This window comes from Curtobacterium sp. VKM Ac-2852 (genome assembly GCF_013205045.1).
Lineage (GTDB): Bacteria > Actinomycetota > Actinomycetes > Actinomycetales > Microbacteriaceae > Curtobacterium > Curtobacterium flaccumfaciens.
In genome coordinates, this window is record NZ_JABMLI010000005.1 from 1 (window position 1) to 21,179 (window position 21,179).

At 59.7% G+C, this 21,179-nt stretch carries 18 protein-coding genes and 2 pseudogenes; 5 read left to right on the plus strand and 15 right to left on the minus strand.

Annotated elements, in window-relative coordinates:
• Both HQQ79_RS17705 and HQQ79_RS17710 read left to right on the plus strand, forming a co-directional pair.
• Positions 1–495: pseudogene (locus HQQ79_RS17705) on the plus strand (DUF11 domain-containing protein); the annotation flags it as partial.
• A gap of 213 nt (positions 496–708) precedes the next feature.
• Entirely contained in the window at positions 709–1,473 is a 765-nt protein-coding gene (locus HQQ79_RS17710) for an IS3 family transposase (protein WP_173036040.1), read from the plus strand.
• Between the two features lie 1,540 nt (positions 1,474–3,013).
• On the opposite strand, the gene HQQ79_RS17715 is transcribed toward HQQ79_RS17710, so the two are convergent.
• The 3 genes from HQQ79_RS17715 to HQQ79_RS18815 all read right to left on the minus strand — a co-directional run bounded on the left by HQQ79_RS17715 (position 3,014) and on the right by HQQ79_RS18815 (position 5,078).
• On the minus strand, positions 3,014–3,508 hold the full coding sequence (locus HQQ79_RS17715; RefSeq protein WP_173036042.1) for a hypothetical protein: 495 nt from the start codon (positions 3,506–3,508) through the stop codon (positions 3,014–3,016).
• A 981-nt stretch (positions 3,509–4,489) separates the two neighbouring features.
• Entirely contained in the window at positions 4,490–4,843 is a 354-nt protein-coding gene (locus HQQ79_RS18810; protein WP_367948125.1) for a PDDEXK nuclease domain-containing protein, read from the minus strand.
• A gap of 58 nt (positions 4,844–4,901) precedes the next feature.
• Positions 4,902–5,078 carry a hypothetical protein gene (locus tag HQQ79_RS18815; protein ID WP_367948132.1) on the minus strand — a complete coding sequence of 59 codons (177 nt, stop codon included), beginning with the start codon at positions 5,076–5,078 and terminating at the stop codon, positions 4,902–4,904.
• Between the two features lie 282 nt (positions 5,079–5,360).
• On the opposite strand from HQQ79_RS18815, the gene HQQ79_RS17725 reads away from it, so the two are divergent.
• A complete protein-coding gene (locus HQQ79_RS17725) occupies positions 5,361–5,705 on the plus strand; it encodes an Lsr2 family protein (RefSeq protein WP_173036044.1) in 345 nt (114 codons plus the stop codon).
• Positions 5,706–6,174: 469 nt separating this feature from the next.
• Here the strand turns inward: HQQ79_RS17725 and HQQ79_RS17730 are convergent, their stop codons facing one another.
• From HQQ79_RS17730 to HQQ79_RS19005, 5 genes are all read right to left on the minus strand, one after another.
• Entirely contained in the window at positions 6,175–6,621 is a 447-nt protein-coding gene (locus HQQ79_RS17730) for a hypothetical protein (RefSeq protein ID WP_173036046.1), read from the minus strand.
• 138 nt (positions 6,622–6,759) lie between these two features.
• Complete coding sequence (locus HQQ79_RS17735; protein ID WP_173036048.1) at positions 6,760–7,698, minus strand: DMT family transporter; 939 nt, start codon at positions 7,696–7,698, stop codon at positions 6,760–6,762.
• A 118-nt stretch (positions 7,699–7,816) separates the two neighbouring features.
• Positions 7,817–9,028: a chromosome condensation regulator RCC1 gene (locus HQQ79_RS17740; protein WP_173036050.1), complete on the minus strand. Its 1,212-nt coding sequence runs from the start codon at positions 9,026–9,028 to the stop codon at positions 7,817–7,819.
• A 64-nt stretch (positions 9,029–9,092) separates the two neighbouring features.
• Positions 9,093–9,926, minus strand: coding sequence for a L,D-transpeptidase (locus tag HQQ79_RS19260; protein WP_367948126.1), 834 nt, complete (start codon positions 9,924–9,926; stop codon positions 9,093–9,095).
• On the minus strand, positions 9,923–11,698 hold the full coding sequence (locus HQQ79_RS19005) for a glycoside hydrolase domain-containing protein (protein ID WP_173036054.1): 1,776 nt from the start codon (positions 11,696–11,698) through the stop codon (positions 9,923–9,925). Before HQQ79_RS19005 ends, HQQ79_RS19260 begins: the two co-directional genes overlap by 4 nt.
• A 2,149-nt stretch (positions 11,699–13,847) precedes the next feature.
• Here HQQ79_RS19005 and HQQ79_RS19265 point away from each other — a divergent pair.
• Positions 13,848–14,072 (plus strand): annotated as a pseudogene (locus HQQ79_RS19265) (GntR family transcriptional regulator); the annotation flags it as partial.
• A gap of 51 nt (positions 14,073–14,123) precedes the next feature.
• On the plus strand, positions 14,124–14,525 hold the full coding sequence (locus HQQ79_RS18825; RefSeq protein ID WP_254066377.1) for a hypothetical protein: 402 nt from the start codon (positions 14,124–14,126) through the stop codon (positions 14,523–14,525).
• 43 nt (positions 14,526–14,568) lie between these two features.
• Here the strand turns inward: HQQ79_RS18825 and HQQ79_RS17765 are convergent, their stop codons facing one another.
• From HQQ79_RS17765 to HQQ79_RS19275, 7 genes are all read right to left on the minus strand, one after another.
• The gene (locus tag HQQ79_RS17765; protein ID WP_173036061.1) at positions 14,569–15,642 is read right to left on the minus strand and encodes a family 43 glycosylhydrolase; all 1,074 of its coding nucleotides are present in this window, start codon (positions 15,640–15,642) and stop codon (positions 14,569–14,571) included.
• A gap of 38 nt (positions 15,643–15,680) precedes the next feature.
• Entirely contained in the window at positions 15,681–16,163 is a 483-nt protein-coding gene (locus tag HQQ79_RS17770; RefSeq protein ID WP_173036063.1) for a hypothetical protein, read from the minus strand.
• A gap of 133 nt (positions 16,164–16,296) precedes the next feature.
• On the minus strand, positions 16,297–16,989 hold the full coding sequence (locus HQQ79_RS17775; RefSeq protein ID WP_173036065.1) for a GntR family transcriptional regulator: 693 nt from the start codon (positions 16,987–16,989) through the stop codon (positions 16,297–16,299).
• 29 nt (positions 16,990–17,018) lie between these two features.
• Entirely contained in the window at positions 17,019–17,615 is a 597-nt protein-coding gene (locus HQQ79_RS17780) for a S24/S26 family peptidase (protein ID WP_173036067.1), read from the minus strand.
• A 72-nt stretch (positions 17,616–17,687) separates the two neighbouring features.
• Complete coding sequence (locus tag HQQ79_RS17785; protein WP_173036069.1) at positions 17,688–18,230, minus strand: hypothetical protein; 543 nt, start codon at positions 18,228–18,230, stop codon at positions 17,688–17,690.
• A gap of 1,309 nt (positions 18,231–19,539) precedes the next feature.
• On the minus strand, positions 19,540–20,334 hold the full coding sequence (locus HQQ79_RS19270; RefSeq protein WP_367948127.1) for a DsbA family protein: 795 nt from the start codon (positions 20,332–20,334) through the stop codon (positions 19,540–19,542).
• Positions 20,335–20,373: 39 nt separating this feature from the next.
• On the minus strand, positions 20,374–20,988 hold the full coding sequence (locus HQQ79_RS19275) for a vitamin K epoxide reductase family protein (protein ID WP_367948128.1): 615 nt from the start codon (positions 20,986–20,988) through the stop codon (positions 20,374–20,376).
• Between the last annotated feature and the right edge of the window lie 191 nt (positions 20,989–21,179).

A 21,179-nucleotide genomic window follows, 5' to 3' on the forward strand; every position in this document is an offset into this window, starting at 1 on the left:
GCGCCGGCGTTGACGATCGATGCCACGGCGTCGAAGCCCACCGCGTCAGCAGGGCAGAAGGTTGACTACACGTTCACGGTCACCAACTCCGGCAATGTCACGATCACGGATCTCGCTGTCGCGTCCAGCAACTTCACCGGCACCGGCACCCTGTCCGACATCAGCTGCCCAACAACCACGCTCGCTGTCGGAGCGAACACTGACTGCACCGCCACTTACACCCTGACCCAGGCAGACATCAACGCTGGCAGCGTGAGCAACACCGTGACCGCGAATGGGACCGCTCCGTCCGGCTCAGCAGTCGCCTCGAGCTCCAGCACTGCCGTCGTGACTCTTGCAGCAGCGCCGGCGAACCCCGCAGTTCCACCGCAAACACTGCCGTTCACCGGAGCATCCCTAGCATGGCCTTCGACCCTCGCGGTCATTGCATTGACCATCGGATCGCTCTTACTAGTAACACGGCGACTCTTGCGGGCAAAATGCGGCCGGCACTGATCCGGCGACTCAGCACCCGGCCTGTGACAAATACGAGGCGAACAGAGGCCGGAGGAGAGCAACAGCGCAATATCACCGTCCATCGCCGCGGTAAGTCTCAGGGAAATTCGGTTCTGTAAGGAGCTTCGGACACCGCACGGCCTACGGGACTGTTGCGGCTTTGATTGACTCCGGAAACCTAGGGGCTTAGCTCCTGCTGAAAGGATGCGCGCCGTGGTGAAAGCGCATACGGAGGAGTTCCGCTGTCACGTGATAGCGGTCATCCGGAGGGGTGAGAAATCGGTGCGGCAGGTCGCGAAAACTTCGGAGTCTCCGAGGCTCCTGGTCCGCTGGCTGCGGTTCGCAGACCGCGACAACGGTGTCGAATCGTTCACTGCGCCGTCGGCGGAAGCTGTAGAGCATGCGAGGCCGAGGGAGCCGCAGAAACGCCTCCGGTTGCTCGAGCAGGAGAACGAGGTTCTCCGCCGGGCAGCGGTGGCCTACCTGGTGTTGGGTTTCTCGAAGCAGGCGTTCTCTCGGTGTCATGCCATTCCGGTGACCGATCGCGATTGGGCGGACGCGCAGCTCACCAACGACGTGATCGACGCGCACCGCGAAGACACAACGTTCGGGTACCGGTTCATCGCAGACGACCTGCAATCTGCCGGTCATCGGGCGTCCGAGCAGCGGGTGTGGCGGTTGTGCTCGCAACAGCGGCTCCGGTCGCTGCACGCGAAGAAGCGCGGCCTGAATCGCAAGGCCGAGCCACCGGCGCATGACGGCCGTGTCCGACGTGCGTTCACGGCGCCAGACCTGGACCGCCTGTGGTTGGCGGACATCACCGAGCACTCGACAAGGGGGGGGCAAGCTCTACATGTGCGCGGTCAAGGACGCGTGGTCTCGCCGGATCGTAGGCCATTCGATCAGCGGTGCGGTCCTCATTCACCGTCGCGGCTCTGCAGATGGTGGTGCGCAGTCAGCACCCAGCAGGGACGCTAGTCCACGCAGACCGGGTTAGTCGGTTCCGTTCCAAGAAGTTAGTCCGAGCTGATCGCCTAGAACGTTTTGTCCGTCATTCTGTTTGCGCGCGTTCGGCTAACTCAAGTGGGTATCGGACGAATCCGTCCCGTCGCCCTTCGCAGCCGCCCCGGATGAGGGAGACAGAATAGGGCCCGGCCGGGCGGCTTGGTGGTGCTCGAGAAAAGCCCCGACGTGGTCGTTTGAATGAGAGGGAAGTCCTCGCGTTCTGATCGAGGAGCGCGAGCATGCCACCGGGCACCCTGCGGTGTCGCGTGGTGGTCCCAAACACCGCACGCATCGCCGGGCGGGCCTGCGGCGACGCCAAGGCGACCGGATCTTCACAGGCCCCGATGCGCGCGGAGCGAGTACGGGAGCCGATCGGCTCCCGAGACGGGTGCAACTTGGACCCTGCCGGTCCGCGTCACAATTGACAGGGGTGGCCCCTTCCGGGGAAAACGCGCTTGGGGTCAGAAGTGGTCCGTCCTACGCTCACCCGAAGAGCGGCAAGACGGACCACGCCTGCTTACGTGTGGTGTTCGAAGCTGCCTCCTCCCGAGATTGGTCGCTTACGGAGGCATGTCGTTTTGTGGAGCCTTCTGGCAGAGGGTCGGGGTCCTTGTGGACTCGCCGTCGCACGTCCACGGCTGCGCCCGCATTGGAGTCGAGGACGCGTGCGAAGAGCCGACCCCGGTGCATCGACAGCCGCAACTCGCTGAGGCCTTCATGCGTGATGCGGTGTTGCAACCCTCGAGGCCGCTGCCTGCGCGTTCTACTCCCACCTCGATGGCTTGCGCCACACACGATCCTGGACTGAACCGCAGGCCGCCACCCTGGTCACGCAAGAGCGGCGTGGCGCCGGGCATCTCCTGGCGATCCCCGATCAATACGTCGTGACGCTGCTCGACGTCGCCGACGCCGAGGCGGAAGACCTCATGCTCGCCGTCCGGGGCGCAGCGGCCACAGACGTGCGTGTACATAATCACGGACGCACGACCTTGTATCGCCGTTGAGCAGCAAAATGGTGCCGCCGCTCATCAAGCGCCCCCGCCACTCTCGTCCGGTGGGGACCCTCAACGAGAGCGGCACCCATCTCGGCGGGTCGACGAGCTCCCCCTCGAGAATACGTCTCTATCAGGCAACAACTGGCACCCAACATCCCACCCCGACGCCGACGTCGGGCGGCAGTCTGAGACAGACGCCTGCAACGAACTTGCAAACCGTCATCTGCCGCCGCGCCGGGAGTTCGGGGGCGCGGGAAGACGTGTTCGATAGTGACGGCAACCGACCGTCCGCGGCTTGCACCTCGAGAGCAATCGCGGCCCCGATTGCAGCCAAGCAAACGACGCCGACCGAAGCTGCTCTCAATCGAGGTAACCCGGCACCGGAAATGACGGCAACGCAGCCGGAGGAGGGTGACCCCGATCGAGTTAGAGACAATCGTCAACCCACAGTTCGCACTCGCCGTCGGAGGAACGAACGAGTCAACAGAACCTGCAGCAGCCCCCGAGGTAGGAGAACCTCATTGCTGCACGTACGTGCATTCAACATTATTGCTGTCATTGTGAACAACGTCCTGCAGAATATTACCCTCGAGGTCATACACGCGACAACCAATTTTCGGGATATTAACAAATCCGGACTTGCTCATAGGTGAAGCATAGAACTGGATGTTATACGTACCTGGCCGCGTCTCCGCGATCTCATTGAAGTGGAAATCTGCGTTGCTGGCTGGATGGCCAATCCATCCACCCTTCAGCCACTTCTTTCCAGAGCTAAGCCCGTACCCAATAAGGTCACTATCCGAGCCATTTGATCCGTAGACCTGAACATAAGCAACCTTATCCACCGCCGATCCTCCCCTCCCCGTCTGCGCGGACGCATGAGATACAGGAGTGATGTCTGATGCATGAGAGGGTGCCACGCCCCCGAGCGTTCCGACCGTCACAGCCAGTACCGTCAGCATAACCTTTGAAAACATACCGTTGAAGCCTTTCGTAGTCAGAGAGAAAATCATTGGACCTGGTATCGAATATGCGAAGAGTCGCAGTGATTGCTACCGGCAGCAACCGGTACGACGTCGGACCCGATGAGCGTGAACGCGTACAGAGGGGGTGACTTCGCGCAACCTCTCTGCTCCACTGATAGTAGCTGAGCGAGCCTACTTAATTACCCAGCTGCAGGTCACCGATCCTCCGTTTCCACCCTTTTCGACATCCACCTTGTGGTCATTCAGGAGAACACCACACTGAGTCGACGAGAAATCCTTCGCGAGCGGCACGAGAGTGGCTGTGTACTTGCCTGGAACTTCGTAATCTGAAGACGCAGATCCGTCGATGTGCTGGAAGGACGTGAAGTACGGTGTGCTGCGGAACGTGTTGCTGGGATCAGAACCAAGCTCCCCAATAGACTTGCCGTCTCGCGTGATCTGTACCGTGAAGTCCCCGTTGGAGGCGCTTGAACCCGTGAAGATTGCGTCAACCGTAGATGCAGACGAAGACGAGGATGACATGGGCTCAGCTTGAGCGACACCAGCAGACCCAAGACCGACGGTTGCGAGAACACCCGCGGCAATACAGATACGTGCCATTCTATTTAGGTACATTACTATTACATCTCCAAGTCGGCGATCAACTTCAGCGCCAATCGCATAGCTCCCTGCCTTACGCCGTCTCATGACATGGAACCAGCGCATCGTCAGTGCACGGTTCGCTTCCAATGGATTGCGCACCAGACACGTTTTAACGAGGCCGCCCACCCCAAGAACCGGCTTGTGCCAATTAGCTCACAACGGGTTGGGTCTGCTCTACCCCTCTCGGTGGGGCCAATTAACGCCACTGTTTGCGGCTTTGAGATCTGCCGATCAGAGATCGTTAGGAATACAATTCACTCTTCCGTGCCCACCTCGATGGACATGTTCTCGTCACAGCAAGCGCCGGTGGCAGCGCTTGCGCCTATTCATGTGTTTTCCTCAACTCAACGAGCTGTCGGCTATTCCTTAGGATCGGAGATGGGCGACAAGGGCGGCTGCGAAGTCGTCTTCCGAAGGTAGTGCTGCGCGGACCGCGCGCGGGTGGAAGTCGTAGCTGGCGACACCGACCGGGATCTGCTCGACGTCGAAGTGCACCTGCCGACCGACAAATGCCAAGCCCTCCCCAGGTTCGCGGAGCGTGTCAGCGATCCGGTCGACCACCGCCCGCTCGAGGTGGCGTTCCGTCGCTTTACCGTTGAGGGCAAGGATGTACAGCGCACGCGGGTCCTCAGTGATCTGCGGCGCCAGATGCGAGTCCGCCGGCGGACGCATCTCAGCAAACCGTGTGCGCGCCGCGGGACGAATCTGGTGTTCGAGCACGTTCCGCGACCACCCGTGGCCCTACCCCTGGCTGGGGTACCAGTCGCGGAGCTGAAGCTCATCGAGTCGGCGAACGAACACCGTGATAGGTCCAGGGCAGTTGTGCGCCAGCCTGTTGCAGAATCTGCCCGCCCGGCGACCCTTCCGCGAACGCCCGTATGTTCACGCGGTTCCGCGGGGACAATCCCTTCGTCTCTGGGAACTCACCGCGCAGAACCGTCGTGAGCCGGCCGATGAAGTTGGCCCCCTCATCGCCCTAGCGCTGCAGACTCGTCGCGTGGATTCCCTGTCAAGACTGATGGGCCGCGTGTAAGGCAGCGCCGCATCGTGCGCCGAGCAACGCGCACTTGCTGATTCAGCGCGGCAAGAGCAGCAGCGTACCCGGATAGTAATGGCGACGAACCGGACGTCACGGCGCAGCCTGCGCGAACATCCGCAGCAAGAATGACGGACAGAGCGTTCTGGGGGCCGACTATGCCATAGTAGAGATGATCCCAAGCGAAAGGCGACCTCCACCATGGCGCAGAAAGTCACTACACACCTCGTCGACGACCTCACCGGCGACACAATCGAAGACGGCAGCGGCAGCACCGTCACGTTCGGCTTCGATGGTGCGCATTATGAAATCGACCTCACCAGCGACAACGCCGACGCGCTGCGCGAAGCGTTCTCCGACTACGTCGCCGCCGCCCGCAAGGTCACGAGCCGCTCCGGCCGCACCGCTGCCGGCGGCGCTCCCAAGCGCGGGAACTCTGAAGAGCTCGCGAAGATCCGCGAGTGGGCGAACGCGAACGGCCACGAGGTCTCCTCACGGGGTCGCATCAGCCAGGCTGTCCGCGACGCGTACGACGCCGCCCACTGACTCCACTCCCCCACGCGCGACGCAGGCCGGTTACTCACGCTGGCAGTCGGCCTGCGTCGCTCAATCCGCGAAACTATTTATACCGAAAACCAGCACCCGCTTGGCCGAAAGTACTCGTCAGAACTGGCTGCGCTCAATCGGATAGTGCTCTAGTCACTGCTATTGTGGATGCGGCCATCTTCGGACTTCGCTTCCAACACCACGGCTCCCCGCGGGAAACGGTCTCGCCGCAATTTCTGGACGCGGTGATAGGCGTATACAGAAGGCCATTTGCGCTGCTTGCAAGTTTCGCCGAAAGGCACCGTTCCAGAATCGGTGCGCCTCGCCAGATATGGCCTATAGGCCCCCTTCCGGCGGCGGCATATGCTACCCAAGGTAGGGGCCAGATTCCAAAGCACCGTCAGCGCGAGGCGTCGACCTGAACGGATTTACCACTGAATCGGACCACGGCCAGCGCCGGAGTGAGAAGTCAAGCGTATTTTACATCTACCTCAACAAACACACGCATTTCAAGATCGAGACGCTCGAGCATGAGCGTTTCAATACCCACGTGTTCGCAGACGAGACTCGGTAGCGTCGTACACGTCGACAGGCGCAAGCCCGGATGAAACGAGACTACCTGAGGACTGGTATGCCCGGCTAGCTTCCAACCCAGAGGATATACGGTTTTCAGCTTCACTTCCTGCCCTACGATCGAATACACACGGACTACATCCACATTATCGATGCCTACCTCCTGTAGCGCACAGAAACACCTCGCTGCCGAGGACATAGCGAGCTTGTTGGACAGCCCCATGTAATATAGAATGATCGTGAATATCATCAGCGCTAACGTAAATAGAAGAACGCTGAAGAGTTGAGCTTCCAGCGGCGCACGCCTGATTATGGAATCGATCTCTCGAGCGAACGGGCTCACGGTCTTAACACTTTCCGTCGACCCGTAACGGTGAATTCGATCCTCGAAGGTCTCGGAGATCGAAGCCGAACGCAATAATGGCGCTAGGCCCTCCTGCGACGGGGTCCGTGTAGGTCGCCCGACGAACTCTCTGATGGTTCATCGGGATGCTTTTTGGTCCGCGCGCCTGCACGAGAGCGAGCCATAGCACACTCCAACGAGCACCAGAAACACTCCGATGATGTTCAAGGGAGTCGGAATCTGCTTCCCGCACAAGATCGCGACGACCATGCCAAAAACCGGCACTAGGTACAGGAGTGCACTTGTCTCGACTGTTCTGAGGCGCCGGATCGACGCGGTCCAGAGAAGGAATGCAGTTGCTGACGGTACAACGCCCAGAAAGCACGCTGCAGCCCAGCTGCTCGCCGTGACGTTTTTGACGTTCACCGGTTCCACAAGGAATAGGGGCAGGCTAAGCAAGGCGGCTACGAGCGTGATGCTCGTGACCACTGACAGGCCGGCTGCCTGACCGAGTAGCGGCTTGACCAGAGGCGGGTATAGGCCATATAGCATCGCAGCAAGAGCCACGAGTGCGAGTGACGACGCCGTCGTGGCGCCAACGGCGTCGAGACAGGTGAGAACTACTCCGCTGAGGCAGGCAATGCTGGACGCCCACCATACTACGCCGGCTCGATTGGTGTGGTCGCGTTTGACGACCAGGGCCCCGACGAGAGGCGCCGCGGCTAGGAGCATGCTCGCGGTGCCTGGCGCGACCTGGGTCTCCCCGATATTGAGGAACGTCTGGTAGCCGATCATTCCGACCACAGCGCAGGCGAGAACCCTTGGGAGATAGCGGATGGGGAGCAGCCGAGCGCCCGACAGCCGACTGAGAAGTATCAGCACCACCGCGGCGACGCACAGGCGCACTGGAACGAGCCCGATTGGCCCAAAACCGCGTAATGCGATGTGAATCCCGGTGAAAGCGGATCCCCAGATTGCCACGGCTAGAACTCCGGTTATCAGGCCTCCGGCTCGTCCCCTATCGGATGCAATTGCGTCACGGGGGTCGCTCTCTACTTTATCCGATGGAGACGTCACGTTGGTTCTCCTATTCTGGGAGGTAGCGAAGTGCTCGTGCGTGGCGTGGGCTTGAGATGTTTCGTACCGTCATTTTGGGTGAACTGGAATCGATTGACCTTTTCCGCTGGCTCACGGGTCAGAGCGCTGCGCGGACCGGAATGATGCGGTCTTTGGTGCTGCCGTCTCCGACTTGGCCGTAGCGGTTGTATCCCCATGACCACAAAGACCCGGCAGTAGTCAATGACGATGCGGCCATCGTTCCGACCGCAGAGTGAGTCGGTGCTGCAGTCTTTGGGAGCAACACGCTTACGGGGACGCACCGGCTAGTAGTCGTGCCGTCTCCTAGGGCGCCGTGGAGGTTGTTGCCCCACGCCAACAATGCCCCGTCGGAGGTGATCGCCATCGAGTTACGGCCACCAGCTGACAGCGACGTCACACTACTTCCTGCCGGGAGGTCCACCGCCACCGGCAGCGGTGAGTTCACGGCGCGGCCATCGCCAAGCTGCCCGCTGTCATTCAATCCCCATGCCCAGGCGTTACCGTCCTTGGTCGCGGCCAAGGAATGACCGGCACCTGCCGCAATAGCTGTGACGATTTGGTCCTGGGGAAGCTTCACTCGAACGGGCGCGGATGCTGCGGTCGTGCCGCCGTCGCCGAGTTGCCCGTACCGGTTATCCCCCGTAGCCCAGAGCGCTCCGTCCGAGGTGAGCATGAGCGAATGCGTTGCCCCAGCCGAGAGGGATGTCACTATCCTATTCGGTGGTGTCAGAGCCTCCACCGGGCGCAGAGTAGTCTGGGTCGTGCCGTTGCCAAGCTGTCCGAAACAGTTGTCTCCCCAGCCCCAGACAGTTCCGTCGGTAGCGAGCGCCTCTGAAAAGTTATCTCCAGCCACGATCTGCGTGAAGACATGGTTGCTGGGCATAGTCACGGGTTCGGGAATCTTTGAGGGCGTCCGGGTTCCATTGCCGAGTTGGCCGCTCCTGTTGTCCCCCCACGCCCATATTGCCCCGGTAGTGGTCAGCGCGAGCGAATGGGTTCTTCCCGCCGCGACGGCAGCTACGTGGACATCACTGGGCATCGCAACTGGGGTCGGAGTGGCACGGTTGCTCACTGTGCCATCACCGAGCTGACCGAACGTGTTCTGGCCCCAAGACACGAGGCTTCCGTCGCGAAGCAATGCTATCGAATGGTAGGCACCTGCGGCCTGTGAGACAGCCACTCGAGGCGGTTGCTCGCCGAAGCGCGTTCCGATTGCCGGCACGAGTAAGCCGACAAGGGTGACGGAGAGGATTTTCGTGGAAAGCGTGCGGAGGAACCCTGGACGGGAAATGACATACGCGGCGATCATGAACTGCTCCTTGGGAGATACAGATTAGTCGTGGACGCGTCGACTCTGCGAACGCGTTCGGGGTTCACCGGGTGATCACGAGGGTTCCCCGGGGCAGAGCGTTCAGCGCCCGCAACGTGTCCGAGTCGACCCGGATACAGCCATGGGTAATTCGTCCTGCATGCATTGCGGAGAAATGTATGCCGATCAGGCCGCCGTCATGGCCTCTATACGGTTCATCAGCGCGTGTTGCGTGGAGCGAGGTCAGTTGAATATCCGTGGCGCCGCTGCTCTGCGTCGGATCGGCGTACCGCTCCTCGATGTAGCCCGTGACCCTTGCAGGTGTCGGGTTCTTCTTACTGCCGACTGCGACGTTGAACCGTGCTCCGCTTCCTCGGGGGCCCGTGATTGTTAGAGTGCCGCGCCCTGTGTCGACTTCGACGCGCTCGGCCAATCGGTGAGGCGATGTGAGATATCGAGACCTCACCCAACCCGCCGACTGCGCCGGTGCTAAGTGCTCAGGAGTAGTCGATGGCAGGACAACGCGAGCCGGAGTGAGAATCAAGGCCCAGGGGCCGTCTTTTCGAACCGCGACAGTTGTCGTCCGCCGGCCTAGAAAGTCACGGCTCTTCAGCATTGCCACAGGGCTCTGACTACGGTCCCCATACAAGGGCGCGTCGCGTTTCACGGAATAGACCACGGCATCGTTGACAACAGCGGGAGCCTGGAGGAGCCTTGGAATCACTGCGTCGTACCGGGCTTCAGGAAGCGCATGCAGAACAGGTGCAGACTCGGAAGCGTAATCGACTGGAGCCAACTGCCGGGGCAACGTAAACCACCCAAGGGTTACCGACAGCAGTAGTCCGCAGCCCAAAGCCGCCGTGATGGCAACAGCGACCCGTCTGCGATTCGGGCTCATCCGCTGACCTCCGGCAGATGGGGCCCACGCCCAAGCCGGTTACCGACTTCAGATGACGGCCTATTCGGTACGCGGCCGGACGCTTTCGATGGAGCCGGAGTCGGAGTCGGAGTCGGAGTCGGAGTCGGAGTCGGAGTCGGAGTCGGAGTCGGGCTGAGGGAGGAAATCCCCGGATCACGACCCGAGACCACGTTCAGGTCGATCTCAACCTGGCCGTCTCCCTCGCCGACAGTCGCGTTGGCGATCTGGTTGTACGCCCAGTTCGCGGGGAGCGGCTGTGCAAGGTTGCCGCCCCACAGTGATGCCATGTCGGCGATGTAGGAATAGACCGCCAAACCCTGGTCACTCACCGCAGAACACACCTGTCGAGAACCGTAGATTGCGGCTTTATACTTGCCGCCAAGTTGCGCGAGCTGTGCATTAACCGCACGGAAATACGGCAAGACTCTAGTCGTCAACTGATCGACGGTCACGTCGACATCGACTGCGAACGCTATGGCGCAGCCGCGGGGCAGACGAAGCTGCGATGCTGCGTCGTGGGCACGCCTGGCGTCCGCAGTCCCTTGAGCCGCACTGAACCAGGACGTTCGGTATCCACCCTCTTCAAAGATAGCCCAAAGCTTCAGCCCAGCGCCAAGAATACGCTCGAGTTCTTCACCCGTAAGACATTTGTCGAGCGGGTTTGGAATCTGCGAATTCGTCAAGTACCGTCCGACAATAGTAATACCACTGCCGATGATCGCATTTACTTGGGCCGCCGAAAGCTTCGTGGCCATATCTGCGCCAGCCGCTACTCGTGTGGGGTCCCCGTAACTGACCAGGAGCGATGCCCAGGTCCGGAAGTCACCAATTGCAGTGAGTTCAGCTTTCGCGAATGCCTGCCTTTTCTGGAAATCCAGGACGGACGCCGAGTCTGCGGCAGAAAAAACTGTGTTGAGTCTGGTCGGATACTCATTGAAGAGCAGGAGCGCGGAAAGAAGATTTGTCCATGTGCCAGACGACCCGACGGTAACGGTAGCCGCCGAGGTGGCCTTCAGCAGGCGTGCTGTTGTGGGCCCGTAAAGCCCGTCAGCGGTTGCCTGTCCGGTGCCGTATTGCACCGCTCGCACGACGGCACGGTGCGTCTCTTGCCCGTATCTTCCGCTGGTTCCCACGTAAATAAAGTCTGAATGCTCCTGGTAGGTAGCGTTCAGGTATTGCTGCACTACCCGGACCTCCGCAATGCCAGCGTCGACGAGTTTGGGTGAGTCAATTGTCAACGCCGCTCGCAAGACTCTTGGCGCCATCGCATCAGTGCTAGCTGACAGTCCGAGGTCGGCCTGGAAATTGCTGAGGGCTGAGCGGGTGTCGCTGTCCCAGGTTCCTGTCATCGTCGCGCCGTATGCCCTACAGATCAGTACGCCCTGGACGATCAGCCGCCAGGTGTTGTCGGTCTCGCCTCCTACGAGACCGTGCTGCAACAGCCTGGACCATGTCGTGGCGCCGAAAGCGGGGACAGTTGGGCTGATCCCGAGAAGCGACTGCAGACCTTGAATTAACCCGTTGTATGTCGCCGTGCCCGCGACGCCGTCTTCATCAACAGAGACCCATCCTTTGAGCGAGCCGAACGTCTGATTCAGCCACGCCTGGACGCCCGCAACGGAGGACGGGGCGGCGGAAGCGCTTGCGGTGGGTGTGGCCAGCGCCGAGGAACTCGCCTCGTTCGGGTTTACGAAGAACGGGGATGTTGCTGCAATTGAGGCAACAGTAATGAGGTGACGTCTCGTTATCAAGAACTTTTGCTCCGTTATCGTGATGGTAGACGCACGAGTACACCCAAGATAGCCTCATCGCACAGCGAAACTATATGTGCGTTGTTCATCTGCGCTCGAAATATAATCCACGCGATTACCCTCGCGCAATCAATGGAATCCCATTCGACGGAGGACTTTAGCTGGATGGATTCATTATATGCCGTGTATTGCCTCTTGCAAGGCGATGACCGCGCGTCACCCTCCCACGAGGGGCAAATCGGTTCCTGCCCCGCGCGAGGGGCAGACGTTGCTGGGCTCATAGCCGCATTGTTGACCACCGCAGCCCTCACGGGCTAAGCCCGTCATACCCGCAACCGCACCACGCTCGAAGCTTTTTACAGAAAGGGTGCATGCGCAGCTTTGCCATGCCAGCTGGCAGCATGCTTCTTGAAGTTCGCAATGTGTTCTTCGCTGGTCGAATCCAGATTCGATCTAAAGCGAGATTGCCTGGCTTGTTGCTGATAGCTCGGTGATATCTGCGTCGTGACGAGGCGACGTCCCCGGAATGCCCTTCCGTGCCGCGAGTATCGAGAGGACACCTTGAACCAAAGACAAGCATCTAAGGAACGTTCACGTCAGGCGATTATTCGTGCCGCAGCTCTACAGTTCGCTCATCACGGCTACGGGGGTGCATCGTTCGGGAGTATTGCAGCGTCAATGAACAAACCAAAGTCTGCAATCGGGTATCATCTTTTTCATTCAAAGCATGAGCTGGCTGCCGCTGTTGTGGAGGCTCAGGATGCTCGTTGGGTGGAATTAGGCGCATCTATTGAGGAGCCTGCGGGCCTCGAACATCTGATTACAATGCTGTTGTCTTCGTGTATTGACGCTGCTCGTTACCCGATTACGCCTGGAGCTGTTCGTCTCATACACGAATCGGTGCACTCCGAACGGTTGACACAAAGAGCATATTCGTGGAGGGCTTTCACTCGGCTTCAGCTCTCGTCAGCGCGTGGAGCGGTGGCTGAAGAAAAGGAAATTGCGTACACGGCTGATCTTGTGCTCTCCGCCACATTTGGCGTTATGTGGGCCGGGGGTTACAAGCCCCACCATGCCCCTGATACGGTGCCGCGGCTACGACAAATCTGGACGGCAATCCTAATGAGTGCTGATTTCCGACACGCTTCGGAGATTGTCAGCCGATCGGTCCCGCTCGAGGCAGTCTCGGCTCCTTATGTCTCACCGTGACTGCGAAGACAACCTGGATGACGGTCACGCTGTGGCCCAGGTTGGCAGTCAGTCTCTTGGCTCAAGGCTGGGTCCGGCATAGACGACGGCGAACAGGTGCGTGTGGATCACCGTCTGAAATTGGGTTGGCGCAACAGATCCCTGCACGCGTCCGCGAGGGCTTTGCCGAGCAGGCTGTCCGGGCCGGCAACCTGGGACGCGGTTATCGTGCTGATTCCGTTCGGCGGAGAAGTAGAGAGCTCTCTCGACGGATCGCACGGTTACCGTCCTCACATTGCAGGCGACGCCGACGCCCACCGCCCGGCCATATCACTATTCTGGCCGCCTCGACCGTTTCGCCCCTCACACGAGGGACGCATGTAGACGTACCGTTCTACCTGTGTTTGATTGATGAGCATGCAGTCAGGAATCGAAGACGAGCCCAGCGCAGAATCGCGTTCGACGATCAATCGGTGCGGACCCCCGCACGAATGGCACGCCAAGGGTCTCCGGCACCCAGACGAGATACAGATGATTGTGCTCGAACACTTGACCGGGGTTCCCTGGCTCGAGACGCGATACATCGACTTTTTCCATGCTTCGATCGAACGGTCGTCGTGCAGGAGAACAAGACGGCCTCGTTCATAGGGGCCCGCGACCAGCGGCGGCCGGGGCCGGGTCTGCACACTTGTGGAAGGTCGCCCACGAGGCCGGGAGACAGACCGCCCAGAGCACCCCACGACAGGCGGCGAGGTCGTGTACTCTCCTTCCGGGGAACAGGGCAGCACGACCGCCCGCCCTGCGAGGGCCTCGCCGGAACGCCTCACTGCCGGTGATCGAGCTTCACGAAAACACCTATCGGCGGGAGCGGGACCGCAGTTCGTGCCACAGTGACACGTGTGGCTTCGAGCATGGGCTCCTCCCAATCTCGGAACGCACTCACAAGGAGCCGTCAGCGCGAATGCCCGTACCGAAGATTCCCATCACGCTGACTAACGATCGTCGATTCCTCCACGATCAGGCGTTCGCTCAAATCCGTACGAGAATACAGGACGGAACGTACGAACCCGGCGTTAAGCTCGATGACTCGCTCATCGCTGAGGAGATCGGGACTTCGAGAGGCCCCGTTCGCATTGCTCTCGGGAGACTCGCTGAGTACGGCCTAGTGGAGTCATCCGCGAATCGGTATACGCGGGTTTCAGTTCCTCGTCTTGAGCTATTCGTCCCGGGAATCCAGGTGGTGCTCGCGCTGTGGAAACTCGGAATTGATCTTGTAGTACCGAGAATTGATGGTGAGGCCATTGCGCGCCTACGACTCCTGCTGCTTGCTTTGGAAGCGTCCTTAGCTAATCCTGAGTCGATGGATCGGCGAACCGTTATTGCTGCTTTCGATGACCTGATTCTCTTCTTTTCCCACGAGTCCGCTAACCCGTTCCTCGTTGATGCTTTGGACCGTAATCTCACGGCTGTCTCACACATAGCCCGAAACGTCAATTTGCCACTGAACGACGAACGGCTGCAAGCGTTTATCGGCTCCTTCGGTTCAGCAGTCGCGCAACACGACGTAGCCGCTGGTCACAACGCAATCGACCAGCTCCTTCCAGTAGCCACCGTTTTTGTGGAACAGGAATTGTCGTAGGCTATACAGGTCGTGATTGTCTTCCGAGGAGGAGCACGATATTTCAGGCGCCCCCGTGCCATTGGCCCGTAGCTGTGTTGATGGTCCATACACGCCGCTTCACTAGCGAGGGGGCTCCGGAATTGAACGTAATCGGATACCAAACCGAGGTGGAGTGATCGAGGTCGCGTGGGTCCCACCGATCGCCGAGATAGATATATGTCATGGTTTTCGTACCCGCAATGACAAGGATACCGTCTGTCTGCGACCGGTAGGTTTTCGAGCCGGCAGGAGCAAACAGAACCGGGGACGTCCAGAAGCCGTCGAGTGACTCTGCACTCATTGCTAAGTTATCGTTGCTTCTGAACCCGGTGAGTCGAGAACCGAACAACCAATAGCGCCCATCCACCTTCACCATTGCTGGAGCTTCCATCGACTTCCGTCCATAGGGATGCAGCAGTGCCACCGATCCTCCTGGACCAGCGGAGTTCACGATGTGCTCGTAATCCGACGAGAGACGGTCGATGCGGAGTCCGTACACGGATCGGTCTTCGCTCAGCAGGTAGGCTGTTCCGTCGCTGTCTTTGAACAAGCCAATGTCGCGTGATGCGTGCCCGAGAGGGCGGCTTGAGCCGAGGTATTTGTAGGGCCCGCAAGGCGAGGGACTGACTGCGATACCGGCGCGAGCCTCTGTATAGCGTGCATTATCGACGTGGATCCACATGACGAACTGATGTGTGCTGGCGTCGTAGATTACTCGAGGGCGCTCGACAACCGAGTCTGGCCGCAGATCAGGAACGGACTCCGTCGGTGCGAGCGCAAGACCTTTCGCTGACCAGTGCGAGAGTCCGGAACTTTCGTAGCAACGAACACCGCTGAAGTCGTGACCCTCGGACCTGTCGAGTCCAAGCATGTAGTAGTTTCCCCCGAAATGGAGGATGCTCGGGGTGTGAGATTGCACGACGGTCGAGCTCAGCGCTCGGGTATCCGCGTACGGATCCTGCTGGGCGTGCCAGGGGACACCGGAGACGATCGTCGACAACGGAGCGTCCATTGCTCTCGCGGGGGTTGCGATCGCCACGACGCTGACAAGGCCGAGGATTACGGTGGTCAGAATCGAGGTGCGCCTCAGAAGCATTTCTGCGTCCTCCTTCGTTCTCTTTGTAGCGGCATCATTTAAGACTCACGGGATATCCGCAGCCTGGTGTTCATATCATACGACGCTTGAAAGTCCGATCTGACAGTGAACGAGGAATCTGGCTTTGGGTCGAAGCCGTCCCATGTGACAATGACTTGAAAGGTACGTTCGCTGAGTGGCCCAAGCTCAAACGGTTTTCCACCGAATGCTGTCACCATGTCCACGGGCTGCGCGAACGTCCCGCCGGAGCCGCGATCGCCCGCTGAGTCGACGTAGGTGATGTGCAGGTGCTTCGCGCCCTTGGGTGACAGCGGACGGTCGAGGACAAAGTTGCCATCCCAGACAGCCGTGGCGACTCTCGATGAGTTCGTAACTGACCACTCCTGAACGGCAGACTTGTGCGCCTGATCAAATTCTGCCGAGAAGGCCGTGCCGCTCAGCGCGAAGGATTTGCCGTGATCAGGCTTCGTGAATGTATTATTCGTAATCTTGCAGTTGCTTGTTGCGATAGCGCCGACCATAGTCAGTGTCAGAATTGAAGCCGTGGCGAGTGGTATCCAGCCTCGGCCGGAACCGCGTAGCGCTCTATGGCGGCCGGAGTGCACTTATCTGTCTCCTTCTGGGTCGGCGCTAGTTCTAGCGGTTGCTGGGCCCTCACTTTGAGCCCGTCTGGTCATATTGCATATCGTGTTGGCGCCTAAACCGTTCGGGGAAGTCGCTCACGTTACTATCTAGCTGATCGAGCGAGGCAAGTACCTCGCTGATGTCCGAATTATGCACCGCTCGCTCGAGGGACTCTATGACGTCTTTGAGTTTGTCGAGGTCAAAGAAGTTCGAACTGATTCGTGCAAAGTGGAGGATCATCGGTTCGAGCCGCGATATAAAGTCGATCATGATCGAGTTTATTCCGTCGTCGACTAGGAGGCGCAACGCCGTCATGAATTCGGCACTAAATCGTGGATCGGCAATAGGATTAACATTTGGCTGCTTGTCGATGCGCTCACGGAGAGCGCGGAAGGCGTCGCAGAACGCCTTCCGATCCGCCTGCGTGAGACCCGGTAGAGATTTGACTGCCCCATGTTTCCATAGGGCAACACATGTTGTGAACGCGCAGACGAACGCCGTGGGGTTGGCTTCCGCGACCTTGCTAAAACGGTTGGGTTCGATCTCGACGATGTTCAGATCACGCAAGCTTCGTAGCGCGGCCCGAACAGCGGACTGCGAGACATTGAGCGTTTCTGCCACCTGCGCGTCGTGGATTCGCTCCCCAGCCTGGAGGGTTCCATCTGCAATCCAGGACAAGACGGTGGTTGAGACAGAGTCGGCAACTATCGTGGCTCCAGCCATGAGATGGAGCCGCTCATTCGGCACAGGCACTACAGTCCCCCGTGCTCCGGGATGATTTGGGTGCGTTCGTCCGAGAAGGCTGCCTCGGCTGCGGTTTCAGACGCACGGCGCCGTTCTCGCAATCGCGGCTTCCTCAGTGTCGCTGCGAGAGCGAACAGGAGTGCGCACGAAATGATCGCGCCAATGCGTACGTTCCACTCATTCATGCAGCGAAAGACAAGCGCCGACACGCCTGTCAGTCGAAGCATAGGAAGCCCCTCGATGTTCGCTTTCGTGATGAAGCCCGGATCAGTCCATTGATTCGCATCCCCCCGCGTGTGGTAGTGACCCCCCGACTCTTTCGCCACGATGCGGTGCACAAACGGGCCAAAATGGAGCGCGTCGCCGGTGTAGTGCGATTGAGGCGCCATGGCATTGGGGTTGATCACAACGATCTGTCGAAGAGCGAGACCGTCTGCCGGAATATTGCGAGTGACAAGGAGTACGTCGCCAATCTGGTACGTCGGGATCATTGAGCCACTCGTGACATCGACATAAAACCCGTTGGTGAAGAATGCCAAGGCAGCTGGTGCCACCATCAGCACGCAGAGCAATGACGCGAAGATGTTCAGGATCCGGGTTAACATAAACACTTTCTAGTCGCGGTGAGTGGAAGATGACGGGGAGGGAAGAATCGCCCCTCCCCGTCATCAAGGTGACTACTTGCTCATCTGGTAGGTGACGTTGAAGTTCGACTTCCCCGTCAGCTGCTTCGCGGGCGAGGCATCCTTCCCGCTCCACGTCACGTCGACCTCGAGTGGCGTCGTGCTGGCCTTTGCGACAGTCAGATCCTTTCCGTACGCCTCGGAGATAGACTTCGGGTCAGCGAGCGTTCCCGCGGCGTAGGGCTTGCCGGCGATGACGTACGCGATCGACAGTTCGTTCCCGAACTTCTTCAGGTCAGAATCCTTCTTCCCCTTGAACGCAGTGAACTGACCATCGAAGGTGGCGTCATGCGTCTTGGAAAGATCGGCAGCGGTCCACGTTTCGGTCGCCTTGTAGCCCGCCGTAGTTTCCACGACGTCGAACGGAGTACCGGTGAAGGTGAACTGCGCCTGTGCAGGCTTCGTGAAGGTGTTGTTAGCGATCAGGGCGTGGCCGGTCCCGATGGCCGCAACACCAGAAACCGCAATGGAAGTGACCGCTGCTGCGATGAGCAGGCCACGCTTCTTCTTCGAGACCTTGGAGACGATCGAAGTCACGTTGAGAACTCCTTACTTAGAATTTCACATGCTGATCAAGCAGAGTGCTGATCAATCAGCGCTACAGTAACAGACAACACGTCGTGTGTGTACTGCTGCTTCACCAGACCCAGGGCATGCTGTGTATGCCCACCGCTGACGCGGCCTGTTGAGCGCACGGTGCTGGTGGACCGCCCATGTGGAGGGGGTTCGCCTTCGGCTCCGTCCAGGAGCGCGCCAAACTGCACCCCTTCCTGGTGCGTCGCGACTCGTTTCCGTTGACCGGAGGCAGACTGTCTAGCCGTGCGGGCGTGAGGAGTCGAGCGCACGCCTAAGAGCTCTCCGGCACGGCCCCGGCGATCGATGCCGCGGTCATCGTCGTCGTCACGAAACGCTGTCTCCGCGTACGGGGGTCAGGCATGCCGGGAGTTCGAGCTGCCGGAGCCTGATCGGCTCGGATCAGCAGGGTGTTCGACGGACCTCGAGCCGGTTATTTCGATCAGCTCGGAGGTGAGCTCGAAGCGCGGTCGTCGACCCGATAGAAGCGACGGTGTCGGCACAGCGAGCCGGGGGGGGATTCAGTCCCGCCGATGGGTTGACGTGCGCTATGGGCAGAGGACGCGTTGACTAACGGGCGACGGCACCCGCAGACGGCAACGTGGCTACTGGATGCGATCCGCAGTAGAAGGCTCTGTACTTACTAACGTGGTGTGCGTGCGTGGCGGCGCGCCATCCTGCAGTGAGGCTCGTGCGCTGCAATCACTGTGCCGCTCGCTCTCCCCCAAGCATGTTAGTGAACTTTGCTCGGTGCAGGGCTTTCTCGATGCGTGAGCGCCCCGCGTTCGGCGGCGTCAAATCAACGTTGAGCACTAGCTGCAGCTGTCTTGTGTCAATATCGACCTGGCAAGGTGTCTCTAGGATCCGATGTAGCCGAATGGATTCGACGACACGTGTCCCTTCCGAAACGAGACCGATACACCAGATACGCAGCTGCGACCACCAGGATATCGGCGCCTCAAGAGTCAACATCCTGCCCATTGCACACCGGCGAGGCGTTACGTGCAGCTGTGTAATCGTCGGCATCTGATGTAGGTCCCATTTCCCCTGCGTGGAAAGTAGGGCACAACGGATGTCAGACAGGAGAGTGCCGTCGTCGAGTACCGCTGCTGTTGTGTGTCCTTCAGCACGGCGAAGTGCTCGCAGGATATCGCATCTGGTTCCCTCATCCAGGTCGTCGCTGAGTAGCGCAGCATCTCTGATATACCTCCGCCCTGCGCCGTCGAGAGTCAGCCTGGCGATATGTTCCACGGGCGCCGACGCCTTGTGTTGACTATTCACGCGACTGGCGCCTGACTGCATTCCACTGGCGGAGCCGATCTGTTAGCGCCTGGAGGTCGATGTAGCTGTGCCCATCGGTGACCAGCTTTCGATCAACTACGACCGTGGGTGTACCCACCACGGAACCCGAGGATGTGGCCAGCGACGTAGCGTGACGTACTACCGATTGGAGTGACTCAGACTTGATGCAGGACTGCACTTCGGGATTGGTCGCGCCGCTCCTGGCGGCTATTGATGCGAGCTCAGACGCGGACAGCCCGGGACCCCCTTCGACCGGCTGGTCCTCGTACAGGTTCCGATCGACATTCACGAACGAGGCCGGCGCCCAGCGAGCGACGCATACCGCGGCGTTCGCTGCACGCGCAGAGTAGGAGTCTGATGGACTCGTCCGCCCCAGCCAATTGATTGGACGTACGTCTACCTCGACGTCCCCGTGCCCGACCGCCTGCATCAGGGATGGCATGAAGGTTGTCGTGAAGGCTCGACAGTCCGGGCAACCGTAGTCCTCATCAATCGTGACACGATGATCGCGGAGCTCGGTCATCGGTGACTGTCCCGCGCGGACTGGCGTCACCTTTCCAGCATCGCCCACCAGTCGGATCCAACCGTCCGTTTGCAATGCGGAGGACTCGGCTTGACCTGGATGCGGGGGCGCAGTGAGAAGGAGCGCGAATCCGAGGGCGGCCAGGCCAGCTGCTCCTGCCCCGCACCAGACGAGCTTTACCCCCCGCGCAGTCATTTTTCTGGAAGAATGTGTATTTCTCAAATTGTCTGATCTTCTTCGCATGACTATCCTGATTCGCTTAAGTCAACTTGCACTGGCGTCTTAATATTGTGACGCCAGCACTTCACAATAAGTGGTTATGAGGACTGCGCACGCGTGCGCGGCCCCAAGTACCCATCCGTATGAGCAAAGACAGCCAGGCAGTCGCTTACGTACCGGTTGTATTCTGAATCGATATCGGCAGAAATGTCGCGGGAGAACGACCCAGAACATCAGAATGACGCTCAACCACACCGCGACACACCAGGGGCAGACCACACCGATTACGAAAAGGCTTTGGTACCAGAACCACTGAACAGCGATCCACGATCCTGCTATGCAGGCGGCCGCGGAGCAATGAAGGAAGCGGCGGATTGGCGCGGGAGTGGGTTCCAGCCAGGACACGAGAACGAGAAAGCCAAAGACCACGACCCCGAAGACTGGGTTCGGTATGCCAAGTACATGGCTCTGCCACTGATCCATCTCACGAGAGCAGCTCACGGTCGCCGTAATGTCGCACTGCAATGAAGCAGATGGATGCCGCTGATGAATGCCAGTATCGACAAGTAGCACTGCGGATGCAAATGCAGCCAAACTGCTGAACGCTCGAAATAGCCAGGTGGTGAGGGAGCCTGGCTGCCAGCATCTAGTGGCCTTGTTTCTGGATGTGACTTTCATTCGGGACCCACATTTACCTCGATTGAGACGCGGCCCGACCCGTCCTCACGCTTCAGCTCAATTGTCGCGGAGCCCTCCGCGTGGGGGATTAGCCCCGGTACGGTGGTATAGGTCGCGTAGCGTTCACCAGGTCGGAACAAAACGACGCTAGTGGCAGGGGGCCCGGCGAGCTTCCAGTCAAGGGGCCACTT

Coding starts and splice junctions, on each gene's coding strand:
- HQQ79_RS17770 (WP_173036063.1), bottom strand. CDS start 16,163: ATGGTCGGCGCTATCGCAACAAGCAACTGCAAGATTACGAATAATACA.
- HQQ79_RS19260 (WP_367948126.1), bottom strand. CDS start 9,926: ATGAGCCCGAATCGCAGACGGGTCGCTGTTGCCATCACGGCGGCTTTG.
- HQQ79_RS19275 (WP_367948128.1), bottom strand. CDS start 20,988: ATGAAAGTCACATCCAGAAACAAGGCCACTAGATGCTGGCAGCCAGGC.
- HQQ79_RS19270 (WP_367948127.1), bottom strand. CDS start 20,334: ATGCGAAGAAGATCAGACAATTTGAGAAATACACATTCTTCCAGAAAA.
- HQQ79_RS17775 (WP_173036065.1), bottom strand. CDS start 16,989: ATGGCTGGAGCCACGATAGTTGCCGACTCTGTCTCAACCACCGTCTTG.
- HQQ79_RS17765 (WP_173036061.1), bottom strand. CDS start 15,642: ATGCTTCTGAGGCGCACCTCGATTCTGACCACCGTAATCCTCGGCCTT.
- HQQ79_RS17740 (WP_173036050.1), bottom strand. CDS start 9,028: ATGATCGCCGCGTATGTCATTTCCCGTCCAGGGTTCCTCCGCACGCTT.
- HQQ79_RS17715 (WP_173036042.1), bottom strand. CDS start 3,508: ATGATTTTCTCTCTGACTACGAAAGGCTTCAACGGTATGTTTTCAAAG.
- HQQ79_RS17780 (WP_173036067.1), bottom strand. CDS start 17,615: ATGTTAACCCGGATCCTGAACATCTTCGCGTCATTGCTCTGCGTGCTG.
- HQQ79_RS17725 (WP_173036044.1), top strand. CDS start 5,361: ATGGCGCAGAAAGTCACTACACACCTCGTCGACGACCTCACCGGCGAC.